Raw genomic sequence first — 12,515 nt, forward strand, 5'->3', positions numbered from 1 at the left:
TAATAAAACGATGTAATTCTATTGAAGAGGAAGAAACTGAGATGAGTGATTTAAAGGCAATTCAAGCTCGTAGCCTAGAGATGGCTGAATACTTTGTCGCCTTTTGTAAAGAACATGATTTACTCTGTTATTTGTGTGGTGGCGGAGCTATTGGGGCTTTACGACATAAGGGTTTTATCCCTTGGGATGATGATTTAGACTTCTTTATGCCACGCAAGGATTATGAAAAATTAGCAGAGCTATGGCCTCGTTATGCGGACGAGCGTTACTTCCTCTCAAAAAGTTCTATAGACTTTGTCGACCGTAATCTCTTTATCACTATTCGAGATAAGGAAACAACATGCATCAAGCCATATCAACAAGATTTGGACCTTCCACACGGATTGGCTCTTGACGTTCTTCCTTTGGACTACTACCCTAAAAATCCAGCAGATCGCAAGAAACAGGTCCGTTGGGCTTTGATTTATTCCCTCTTTTGTGCACAAACCATTCCAGAAAAGCATGGAGCTCTCATGAAATGGGGAAGTACCATTTTATTAGGATTAACTCCTAAAGCCCTTCGTTATCGTATTTGGAAAAAGGCTGAGAAAGAAATGACCAAGTATGGACTAGCTGAAAGTGATGGCATTACAGAATTATGTTCAGGGCCTGGCTATATGAAAAATAAATATCCAATCCAAGCTTTTGAAGATAACATTTTCCTACCATTCGAAGGAACAGAAATGCCAATTCCAGTTGGATATGATGCCTATCTTAGCACAGCTTTTGGTGATTATATGACACCACCGCCGGCAGAAAAGCAAGTGCCACATCATGATGCGCTTATTGCTGATATGGACAAGAGTTATACAGAGTACAAGGGAGAGTACGGTGTATGATAGGAGAAAAAATTAGTGTGATTGTTCCAGTTTATAATGTAGAATCTTATCTGGAACGTTGCGTGGAGTCAATTTTAAAACAGACCTATACAAACTTAGAAATTCTACTTATAGATGATGGTTCAACAGATAATAGTGGGAAATTATGTGATCAGCTAGCACTTACAAATAAACAAATTAGAGCTTTTCATATAAAGAATGCTGGTGTTTCAAATGCAAGAAACTTTGGTATTGAACAATCAACAGGAGATTGGTTGACTTTTATTGATAGTGATGATTTTGTTACGGAAGATTGTTTGGAAACCTTAATTGGTGCAAAAACTGAGGATAATTTTGTAGGTTTTATAATTGGTCGTGTTTGTCATATAAAAAACGGTCAAGTGACCAATTTACCAGAATTTTCGAAGAAAAAAGAATTATGGTCAACTGAACAGACCATGAAAGAATTTTTAACAACGACAAGAACATCGTTCTTTCCAGTTGCAAAATTGTTTAAAAGGGAGCTTCTTTCAGAGTTTTATTTTAATACAGACTATCATTTAGCTGAAGATGCTCTATTTTTAACAGAAGTTTTACTTCAAACGGGATGTAATAGTGTATTTGTTGATAAACCAATCTACTATTATGATCACCGTGAAGGAAGCGCAACGACTACAGTCAATAATCATGTTTTTGATACCATAGAAGTCTATAAAATTATTATTTCTAAAGTTTTTCAAAGATTCCCTCAATTACGAATCGAATTAGTGGATAGAGAAGCATGGTCTTATATCACAGTTTACGATAAATTAATCTTTACAAAAAATATGGAATATCAAACAGAAAAAAATGAAATAAGAAGATGGATAGTTGATCATAAAATTGAAATACTAAGAGATCCTTATTTTACTATTCTTCGAAAAATAGCTATTTTATCACTCGTTATATCACCATGGATTTATAGGAAAATTGTTGCATTAAGTAAGTAATGTCATTAAAGGAGTTGAAGATGAACCTTTCAAAAGTGGATACATACTTTGAAAAATTAAAATTTTGGATTTCATATCTATTTATTTTTATTTCAATTTTAAGTATGAGTTCATTAGTATATAAAATCGCTAATCCTATTTATAAAGGGTTATCAGCGATTGTTGTCATTCTTATTTGTTTGACTTTGTTTATCAATCGGTATCGGATAGAAGTAGATAGAAAATTTTTAAACTTGTTTGGAATTTTAGCTGGGAGTCATTTTTTAGCTGCAATAGCTAATCGTTCAGGACACCTAGTTGGAAATATAGTAGAAATTTTATTCATGGTAACCTATATTTTACTATTTGTAGTGTTAACATCGAAACAACTAATCAAATTACTCAACTGGATTGCAATAACAGTTCAACTAGTGTCCTTCTCATCTGCTATATTTGGTTTTGGGCTCTTAGTAAGTAGATTTCTTATTCTGTTTAAAGTTGGGGAACAATCTTACTATTATGGTGTGATGAATGGACGAATTTGGGGAGTTGTCAATCCAAATGCGGGAGCTATTTTCTCATATATCAGTATTATTTTTGCCTTGTATCTAATTCATAAAGGGAATAAATATTCGGTTTATTTGAAAACGAATACTGTGATTCAATTAATTTATTTTGCAGTCATGCAAAGTCGAGGAGCTCTGTTATCTCTACTATTAATGTTATGCCTGTATAATTTGTTTATCATGAGGGGGAGTATAGGGAAAAAATTACTTTCTTTTACGATAATTGCAATACTGGTTACTAGTTTTAATATTGGCTTTAGTTATGCAACATCTTTTTATATTTCATCTGCAAATACTACAGTTTTTGATTTAAATAAAGGTAAAGCATATTCTGAAAGTGAGTCCATAACTGCTAAGAAAACCGGTGAACTTCATTTGATTGAAACTACACCAAGTGGTCGTAATTATATTTGGAAGAATGCTATCAAGATGGGGAATAAAAAACCAATTTTTGGCTATGGTGTTCGTAATGTTCCCGATCATTATAAAGATTATTTTAGCAAATTTGAAATTCAGAATTCACTTATTGGGGGTAACTTTCATAATATATTTATTACCATTTATGTAAGTTCTGGATTATTAGGCCTCATCTCTTTTATATTCTTAATTGGCTATGTTAGCACACGATTTTTAACTTATCTGGTAAAATCAAAGAAAACTTTTGAAAAGCTCATTATGATTCTATTTTTTGGTATCTTATTTGGCCAATTATTTGAAAGCCAGATTATGTATTCAACGAATTTTATCAATATCATTTTCTGGTTAGTAATTGGATATGGTTTGATGATCTGTAAGCGTGAAGAAAATCTTCAGTACCAAGAGATTACAGATATTACTGAAATTCAACAGCTAGAATTGGGAATTATGCAGTATATTCATGATGTTTGTCAAAAAATTGATGTGAAATATTTCTTGTCCTATGGTAGTTTAATTGGAGCAGTTCGTCATAAAGGGTTTATTCCATGGGATGATGATATGGATATTTGTATGCTTCGTGATGATTATGAAAAATTACAAGATTATTTGGTTGAACATCCAGATGAACGCTATGAAGTCATGTCCTATAAAAATAACTTAAATTACGTTTATCCTTTTATGAAAGTTCAAGATAACCATACTTACTTAGTAGAAGAAGATGTTAGAATTGATCCAGATATGGGAATTTATGTTGATATTTTTCCAGTAGATGGATACGAGGACGATCAAGCGTTTAAGGATAAAATGACTAAAATCATAAAAAAACGTCAATTAAGTTGTTACACATTTAAAGGAATAACCAATACTAAAAGTCTTGTAAATTCTATCATCCGTTATATTTCTATTGTTATCTTTTACTTTACGAATACAAATAAGTATGTTGCTCAGATAGATGAATTGGCTCAATCTAGAAAAGTGAAAGATTATGAATGGGTAGACTATGTTGTTTATAAAGATATGAATAAACCCGTTTGGAAACGTGAGTGGTTAAAAGATGTTGAAACTGGCAATTTTGCAGGTAAGGAATTTATGATTCCAAAGCATTATCATGAAATTCTAACTTCAGATTATGGTGACTACATGCAGTTACCTCCAGTAGAGCAGAGAATATCTCACCATGATTTCAAATTATGGAAGATTATAGGGAAGTAATAGAGTTTTGTTAAAATAAAAAGAAGTAAAGATTAGGAGTGACAAATAATGTCAGAAAGAATCTTAAACCTTGAAGAAATCAAGCAAATTGAGCTTGGAATTCTAGAATACTTACACGAAGTTTGTGAAAAACACGAAATTAAATATTTTATTGATTTCGGTACTTTATTGGGGGCTGTACGTCACAAAGGATTTATTCCTTGGGATGATGATACAGATATCTCGTTAGCTAGAGATGAATTTGAAAAATTATACACAGTTTTAAAAAATGAGAATCATCCCTATTATAAGTTGATTTCATTTAGAGAAACTAAGGGCTATCCGTATAGCTATATGCGTGTTTATGATATTCGAACACGTAGAGATGCTAACCTTATAGATTCAAGCGTTGTACTGGGAACTTGTGTGGATGTATTTCCGTATGATGGTTTAGTTACAAACGAACAGGATCGTAAGAAAATGAAACTGTATAAACAGTTTATACGTCTGTCGTCTTTGAATTTTAAGGGAATTAAATCTGAAAATGGTGGAATTAAAAATCTCCCTCGCTATCTTGCATCAATCATTTTTAGATTTACATCGCCTCAATTGTGGAATCAAAAGCTTGAGAAAATTGCTTTAAAATATAATGTAAACGAAGCAACGGACTTAGTATGTTCTACATATGACTCCTATTATCCAGCAGGGATCAAAACAGAATGGTTATATGACACTATTGATATGCCATATGAAAATTTGATGCTAAAAGTTCCAAGAAATTATCATGAGATACTTGTTTATGAGTTTGGTAAAAACTACATGACTCCACCACCTGTTGATAAACAAGTTCCAGGTACTGATAAAAATTATTGGATTGAATAAATTATTTTGATTATTAACAAAGAAGGGATATGTTTAGTGAAGAAAATAAGAAAATCACTACTATTTAGTTTTTTATTGCTAACTGTTTCAGTCATTCAATCACAACCAGTAAAGGCGGACAGTAATTTAGTTGATTACGGAAATCGTATCCATTTTATCAACACAAAGGCTGGATCAGGGAGTGACGCCATTCTTTTAGAAAGTCATGGTCATTATGCTCTAATTGATATGGGAGAAGATTATGATTTTCCAGACGGAACTGACCCACGTTATCCACTTCGTTGGGGAATTTCAATGAGAAATTATCAGGTTTTGGAGGATCGCTTAATTCGCCATCTAGACCAGGTTGGTGTAAAAAAACTAGATTTTATTCTGGGAACTCATGTACATAGTGACCATATCGGGGGAGCTGATGAGATTCTCAATCGTTATAAAGTAGACAAATTTTATTTGAAAAAATATTCGGATGATCGTATTTCAAGCAGTTGGGGATTGTGGGATAACCTTTTCAACTATAATAATGCTCTTTTAGCTGCCAAAAATAGAGGCGTTACACTTGTGCAGAATATAACGGATTCGGATAGTCATTTTCAATTTGGGGATATGAATATCCAACTTTACAATTATAAAAATGAGTATGATCCCGATGGTAAATTGAAAAAAGTCAGTGATGATAATTCCAATTCTATTGTTGCAGTAGTATCTGTAGCTGGTAAAAAAATCTATTTAGGGGGAGATTTGGACAATGCTGAGGGTGCAGAAGACAAACTAGGACCTGTTATAGGAAAAGTTGACATGATGAAATGGAATCATCATTATGATGGAACTATTTCAAATACTATTGGTTTCTTAGATCATCTTTCACCAAGTATCATTGTTCGAACAACGAGTGCAGATATTAACCGTGCTTCAACAACTGATTACCTTAAAAAGAAACATATCGAAGAGATTCGAGCATCAAGTAAAACACAAGATGCAACTGTTTTTGATATAAGTAATCAAGGATTCACGAATGTATCAAATTCTTTCCCAAATATTCCTAATGTAGAACCGAAGTGGTATCAAGAAGACGGATACTGGAAATATCGTCTTTCAGATGATGAAATGGCTATTGGCTGGAAAGAGATTGACGGCTCTTTCTATTTCTTTAATGGAAAAGGTCAAATGCAAGCTGGTAGATGGCTTCGTGTAAATGACGGATGGACTCCATATACTGATGGCAGCAACTGGTATTATCTTAATGAAGATGGGAAAATGCAAGTTGGTGGCTGGTTCTATCATGATAATTCTTGGTACTATATCCAATCAAACGGAGAAAGACGTTATGATGAATTAGCTGAAATTGGTGGCAAGAAGTATTTATTTGATAAAGATGGGAAAATGCTCACCGGCTTACAAACTTTTAAAGGTAAAAAGATGTTCTTTGCAAGTAGTGGAGAACTACAAACAGAAGGTACAGCTTCTGGTTGGCAGAAACTTGGGTCAAACTGGTACTATTATGATGAGGATGGAATTCGTGTAGTTGGTCTAAAACAAATCAATGGAGTAAGTTACTACTTTGATAACAACGGAATCATGCAGACCGGTTGGAAGTGGTTAGACAATCATTATCGTTACTTCGCGTCTAGTGGAGCTATGAAAACTGGCTGGGTCAAAGATAAAGACACCTGGTATTATCTAGATAAAGAAGGTATCATGCTAACAGGCTTCCAAGAAATAAATGGTTCGCGCTATTACTTGAATGCAAGCGGTGCCATGCAGACTGGTTGGAAGTGGCTCGATAACCATTATTACTACTTCGAAAGTAGTGGAGCCATGAAGACAGGTTGGCTCAAAGATAAGGAACTCTGGTACTACCTAGATAAAGAAGGTGTGATGTTAACAGGTCTTCAAGAGATTGATGGTTCCCGTTATTACCTTAACACAAGCGGAGCTATGCAAACTGGTTGGAAGTGGCTCGATAATCATTATTACTACTTCGCAACTAGCGGAGCTATGAAGACAGGTTGGTTCAAAGATAAAGGGCTTTGGTACTATCTCAAACCTGAGGACGGTGTGATGTTAACAGGTCTTCAAGAGATTGATGGTTCCCGTTATTACCTTAACATAAGCGGAGCTATGGAGACAGGCTGGAAATTGCTAGATAACCAATATTACTACTTTGCAGAAAGTGGGGCCATGAAGACAGGTTGGTTCAAAGATAAAGGACTTTGGTACTATCTTAAACCTGAGGATGGTGTCATGGCAACAGGTCTTCTAGATGTCGATGGCACTCGTTATTATCTCAATGCAAGTGGAGCTATGGAAACTGGCTGGAAACAACTGAATGGTAACTGGTACTATTTCCAAACAGATGGTTCTCTCTTAAGAAATAGTATAACACCTGATGGTTACAAGGTTAATGTGGATGGAATTTGGGCATCTGCTTTTAATGAGGAAACCACGCAAGAACAGAAAGAAGTGGCGAATCAAGAAACGACAGAGGTTACAACAAACCAACCTAAGGAAGAAAAAAATTCTTCAGAGATTGGTAAGAAAGATCAATCTACTAAACCAAAAACACAAACAAGTGAAGACAAGAATTAAATTTTTAAGTTCTTCTAGAGATTAAAACACCTATAAAGCTTAAGCTTTATAGGTGTTTTGTTAACTTCGTTTGATTTTAGCACGAACTAGATCAAGTGCATAGTGAAGTGTTTTATCCTTAATTACAAAGAGAGCAAAAGCATAATAGATAGCACATCCGGCAATTGTAGCTACTACCATACTGAGCATAGCCATATTCACTGTGTATGAATGAACTTGGAAGAGAATTTTACAGATATAGTAAATTGGAATAAAGCCTAGTGACACAATTGTGTAGCGAGCTAATGTTCCAAAAATTTCTTTCAAATCCAAGAGTTTATGTTTCTGAATAAAGCGTATCTCAAGTAGAACCACGATTGCCTCGGCAATAATCGTTGTTCCAATATAATATTCTGGAGTAAAAATATTGTTGAAAAGGAGTAGAGAGTTAAGAATTACATTGGCGCCACCTCCAATAAAATAAAAGGCAGTCAAACGATTTTCATGGTCATTGATAAAGATAATTTGCTTTCCAAGGATTAATTCGATGGCCCAGATAATGGTTCGAAAGGCAAATACACTTGTTACAATTCCTGCTTCTAAGTATTTCTCAGAAGAGTAGATAACAGTGGCATAAGTTCCTAAAACCATAATCCCGATACTAGTCGGAATTATGAGGAAATAGAAGAGAGCTGCACCTTGGTTTACCAGATTTTTGTATGAAGTGTAATCTTTTTTTCCTAAGTAGTAACCAAGTCGAGGAATGCTAACATTGATAGCTCCACTGAGGACACTAGCAATCAGCATTACGATACTGGAGGCGATAGTGTAGTAGGAGATGTAATTCTCATCCGGTCCTTTGGTAATGAACATACGGTCTAGCAAGGTGTAGAGCATATTGGCATTTGCTAGAAGCAGCATGGTCATTAGAGGCTTAGATGCTTTGATGAGTTCAATGGCTTCAATCTTGACAAAGGAAACCTCTCGTTTAATCCATAGGAAGCTAAGTAGATAGTTGATAATAGTTGTCGCACTCATGATTGTAGCATAGGGAACAATATCATCAGGTGTCTTAACGAAAGCAAAGATAGCAATCAACATTCCAATACGAATAACCAGTGTTTTATAGAGGATAAAAGAATAGTTCTCATAGGCTTCATTCATCCACTCGATGTTTAGGAATTGGAAAAGAGCTTGGATTCCAAGGATATAATAGAGGATTTTTAGATTAACAATGCTAGTATCAAAATGAATAAAGAGGAAATAGATAGCTGTTGTTACAACTGAAGTAATGAGCGAAATATAGAACAACTTAGAAAAGACATAATTAATCTTATTTTTGTCATCCTTTACTTTACTGATTGCTCGAATTCCATAATTGTAAATCCCAAAGGCAGCAAGTGGAATAACAAAACTTGCCCAGGTATTAGCAGTATTAAAGTACCCATAGTTTGATTTACTCAGAATCCGAGTTAGATAGGGATTGGTAATTAACGGAAAAACGATGTTCAGAACATTTACTAATAAACTCGCCAGAGCGTTAAGTTTTATATTTTTCATGAAACTTTCTTTCTTATATTCTAAAATAGATACTAGTATTATATCATATTCTGACGCCATTCTTTTGATAAAATCTGTTAAATCTTGTATAATAGATAGAACTGAAAGTATGAGGTTACGAACTATGAAAATGAAACAAATCAGTGATACCACATTAAAAATCACTATGTCTTTAGAAGATTTGATGGATCGTGGAATGGAAATCGCAGACTTTCTCGTTCCACAGGAAAAAACAGAAGAGTTTTTCTATGCGATTTTGGATGAGCTAGAGATGCCAGATAGCTTCTTGGATACAGGCATGCTTAGTTTCCGAGTGACACCTAAACCTGACAAAGTTGATGTCTTTGTAACTAAGTCTAAGATTGATCAGAACTTGGATTTTGAGGATTTGGCAGACCTTCCTGATATGGATGAATTGGCAAAAATGTCGCCAGATGAGTTTTTGAAAACTTTGGAGAAGACTATGGCAGAGAAAACCAAGGATGATATTGAAGCTATTCAATCATTAGAGCAGGTCGAAAAAGAAGAGGAGGAAGCGACTGACGAGATTCCTGATGTAGAAGAAGAAAAAAGAGAACCATACATCTACTATATTTTACGCTTTGATAACTTGGCTAGTTTAGTATCTTTTGCAAAAACAGTTGATTACCAAATGGAGACTTCAGAACTTTACAAAATGAATGATCAGTATTATCTTACAGTTTTGGTTGATGTAGAAGAACAACCAAGTCTTTATCCAGCTTGGTTGTTAGCTCGCATGCGTGAATTCGCTGATGATAGTGATATCAGCCGTTCAGTTCTCCAAGAATACGGTCAGATCATTATCAATCACGATGCTGTTCAAGGCCTTCAAAAAGTATAAAGGTAGATACAAATGAGACAGGGATAAAAACTCTCTGTCTTTTTTTATTAAAAAATAGAAGAGTCAATGGGACGTAGGCCCATGTCCCTAGCTTGCTAAAATAGCGAAAAAACGATATCATAGAAGGGAGTAAGCGAGGTAAAGTATGGACCAAGAACATTTACAAAAAGAAGTAGAAGAAATCCTAGAAGATGTATTAGCAAAAGCTTCTCTCCATGAGGGAACTCTCTTTGTTTTGGGCTTATCTTCCAGTGAGGTGATTGGAGGACATATTGGGAAAGCTTCCAGTCAAGAAATTGGAGAATTTATTGTTCAAAAAATCTTAGAAATCTTATCGGAGAGAGGGATTCATCTAGCGGTTCAGGGATGTGAGCATGTCAACAGAGCATTAGTAGTAGAACGAGAGGTCGCAATTAAATATAATCTTGAAATTGTGAGTGTTTTACCGACCCTGCATGCTGGAGGTTCTGGTCAATTGGCTGCTTTTCGCTATATGAAAGATCCAGTAGAGGTTGAATTTATCAAAGCTGATGCAGGCCTAGATATTGGGGATACAGCCATTGGCATGCATATCAAGCATGTTCAAGTACCTATTCGTCCAGTTTTGAAGTCAATCGGTCATGCCCATGTAACTGCTCTCGCTAGTCGTCCAAAACTCATCGGAGGGGCGCGTGCACAATATCCTCAAGATTCTATCAGAAAAATATAGATAAAAAGTTGAAAGCTCTCATCTGCTAAGTAGGTGGGAGTTTTGTGTTATCATGAAGCTTCATAATTTTACAAACAGATTTTAAGTATTTTTAGTAGGGAAGGTATATAATAGTGTTGTAAACGCCTACATATTCATATAATGAATGAGAAAGGAAATGAAGATGAAAAAATGGCAAGCATTAGTATTGTTCAGTGCGAGTTTAGTCTGTCTATCGGCTTGTAAAAATCAGATGACGAGCGAGGCTGATAAACAAAATGGAGATAGAAGTACGCAAATTAGCTCTCAAACTGCAAAAAAGGGAGAAGAAGTTGCAGACTTTGAACTTTTGGGAATTGATGGGAAAACGTATCATTTATCTGATTACAAGGGTAGAAAGGTTTATCTAAAATTTTGGGCTTCCTGGTGTTCTATCTGTCTAGCTAGTCTTCCTGATACAGATGAACTTGCAAAAGAAGCTGACAGTGACTATGTTGTTTTAACAGTCGTTTCACCAGGAAAAAAAGGCGAGCAGTCAGAAGAAGCCTTCAAGAAATGGTATCAAGGCTTGGACTATAAAAATCTTCCTGTCCTTCTAGACCCTTCGGGTAAACTTTTGGAAAGTTACGGAGTTCGTTCTTATCCGACTCAGGCCTTTATCGATAAAGAAGGGAAGTTGGTTCAGACCCAGCCAGGCTTTATGGACAAGGAAACTATTTTACAGACCTTAAAGAGTATAGATTAGAGGCTCAGCATGAATGATAAATTAAAAACAATTGTATTCATAGGAATCATCATTTGCATTATTATCGGAATTTTATTTCTTTTGGGAAAAAGAAATGCCAGCTACACAGATACCGCTCAAATCAAGAAGGCAGCAGTTAGTCAGGGTCAAAAAGCTAAGAAAAAAGCTGAACCAAGTAAAGATGCTGACTTACATGATATCTATCTAGCTGGAGGCTGTTTCTGGGGTGTGGAAGAGTACTTTTCTCGAGTAGCTGGTGTGACAGATGCGGTCTCTGGCTATGCAAATGGGAGAGGAGAAACAACCAAGTATGAGCTGATTGGACAAACTGGTCATGCTGAGACCGTTCATGTGACCTATGATGCCAATCAAATCTCTTTAAAAGAAATCTTGCTCCATTATTTCCGCATTATCAATCCAATCAGTAAGAATAAGCAGGGAAATGATGTAGGGTCCCAGTATCGGACAGGAGTCTACTATACAGATGAGAAAGATTTAGAAGTTATCAATCAAGTTTTTGACCAAGTTGCTAAAAATTATGATCAACCTCTAGCTGTTGAAAAGGAAGCCTTAAGAAATTTTATCGTGGCTGAGGACTACCACCAGGATTATCTCAAGAAGAATCCTAACGGCTATTGCCATATCAATGTCAATCAAGTAGCCTATCCGGTTATTGATGCAAGTAAATATCCAAAACCGAGTGATGATGAATTGAAAAAACTTCTGTCTCCAGAGGAGTATGCCGTGACTCAAAACAGTCAAACAGAACGTGCCTTTTCAAATCGTTACTGGGATAAATTTGAAGCTGGTCTTTATGTGGATGTGGCAACTGGTGAACCTCTCTTTTCTTCGAAGGATAAATTTGAGTCGGGTTGTGGTTGGCCGAGCTTTACCCAGCCTATCAGTCCAGACGTTGCGACTTACATGGAAGATAAGTCTTTCAATATGGACAGAATAGAAGTCAGAAGCCGAACGGGGAATTCTCACCTAGGTCATGTCTTTACAGACGGACCACAGGACAAGGGAGGTCTTCGCTATTGTATCAACAGTCTGTCTATCCGTTTTATTCCAAAGGATCAAATGGAAGAAAAAGGTTACGGTTATTTGTTGGATTATGTTGAGTGAGTTCCGCCCATCATATCAGTAAAAAGCTAGAACTCCTATAAGTGTTCTAGCTTTTATGGTATACTTAGGGTATACAGATAAAATTAGTG

General features: G+C 35.5%; 10 protein-coding genes. 9 read left to right on the forward strand and 1 reads right to left on the reverse strand.

Annotation, left to right across the window (positions count from 1 at the left end):
- The first annotated feature begins 41 nt into the window (after positions 1-41).
- The 5 genes from HMPREF3237_RS06955 to HMPREF3237_RS06975 are packed head-to-tail and all read left to right on the forward strand — an operon-like array spanning position 42 to position 7,467.
- Positions 42-878 carry a LicD family protein gene (locus tag HMPREF3237_RS06955; RefSeq protein ID WP_070889306.1) on the forward strand — a complete coding sequence of 279 codons (837 nt, stop codon included), beginning with the start codon at positions 42-44 and terminating at the stop codon, positions 876-878.
- Positions 875-1,846 carry a glycosyltransferase family 2 protein gene (locus tag HMPREF3237_RS06960; RefSeq protein ID WP_070889307.1) on the forward strand — a complete coding sequence of 324 codons (972 nt, stop codon included), beginning with the start codon at positions 875-877 and terminating at the stop codon, positions 1,844-1,846. The genes HMPREF3237_RS06955 and HMPREF3237_RS06960 overlap by 4 nt, the downstream gene beginning before the upstream one ends.
- 20 nt (positions 1,847-1,866) lie before the next feature.
- Positions 1,867-4,020, forward strand: a complete 2,154-nt coding sequence (locus tag HMPREF3237_RS06965) for a LicD family protein (RefSeq protein WP_070889308.1) — start codon at positions 1,867-1,869, stop codon at positions 4,018-4,020.
- A gap of 48 nt (positions 4,021-4,068) precedes the next feature.
- On the forward strand, positions 4,069-4,881 hold the full coding sequence (locus tag HMPREF3237_RS06970; protein WP_070889309.1) for a LicD family protein: 813 nt from the start codon (positions 4,069-4,071) through the stop codon (positions 4,879-4,881).
- 36 nt (positions 4,882-4,917) lie between these two features.
- Entirely contained in the window at positions 4,918-7,467 is a 2,550-nt protein-coding gene (locus tag HMPREF3237_RS06975) for an MBL fold metallo-hydrolase (protein WP_070889310.1), read from the forward strand.
- A gap of 60 nt (positions 7,468-7,527) precedes the next feature.
- On the opposite strand, the gene HMPREF3237_RS06980 is transcribed toward HMPREF3237_RS06975, so the two are convergent.
- Entirely contained in the window at positions 7,528-9,006 is a 1,479-nt protein-coding gene (locus HMPREF3237_RS06980) for an oligosaccharide flippase family protein (RefSeq protein WP_070889311.1), read from the reverse strand.
- Between the two features lie 124 nt (positions 9,007-9,130).
- Here HMPREF3237_RS06980 and mecA point away from each other — a divergent pair, with 124 nt between their 5' ends.
- From mecA to msrB, 4 genes are all read left to right on the forward strand, one after another.
- Positions 9,131-9,868, forward strand: coding sequence for an adaptor protein MecA (gene mecA, locus HMPREF3237_RS06985; RefSeq protein ID WP_070889312.1), 738 nt, complete (start codon positions 9,131-9,133; stop codon positions 9,866-9,868).
- A 145-nt stretch (positions 9,869-10,013) separates the two neighbouring features.
- Positions 10,014-10,577: a TIGR01440 family protein gene (locus HMPREF3237_RS06990; RefSeq protein ID WP_070889313.1), complete on the forward strand. Its 564-nt coding sequence runs from the start codon at positions 10,014-10,016 to the stop codon at positions 10,575-10,577.
- 163 nt (positions 10,578-10,740) lie between these two features.
- Positions 10,741-11,301 carry a redoxin family protein gene (locus tag HMPREF3237_RS06995; RefSeq protein WP_070889314.1) on the forward strand — a complete coding sequence of 187 codons (561 nt, stop codon included), beginning with the start codon at positions 10,741-10,743 and terminating at the stop codon, positions 11,299-11,301.
- A 9-nt stretch (positions 11,302-11,310) separates the two neighbouring features.
- Positions 11,311-12,426, forward strand: a complete 1,116-nt coding sequence (gene msrB / locus HMPREF3237_RS07000) for a peptide-methionine (R)-S-oxide reductase MsrB (protein ID WP_070889315.1) — start codon at positions 11,311-11,313, stop codon at positions 12,424-12,426.
- The last annotated feature ends 89 nt before the right edge of the window (positions 12,427-12,515 follow it).

The organism is Streptococcus sp. HMSC34B10 (assembly GCF_001839505.1).
Taxonomy (GTDB): Bacteria; Bacillota; Bacilli; order Lactobacillales; family Streptococcaceae; genus Streptococcus; species Streptococcus peroris.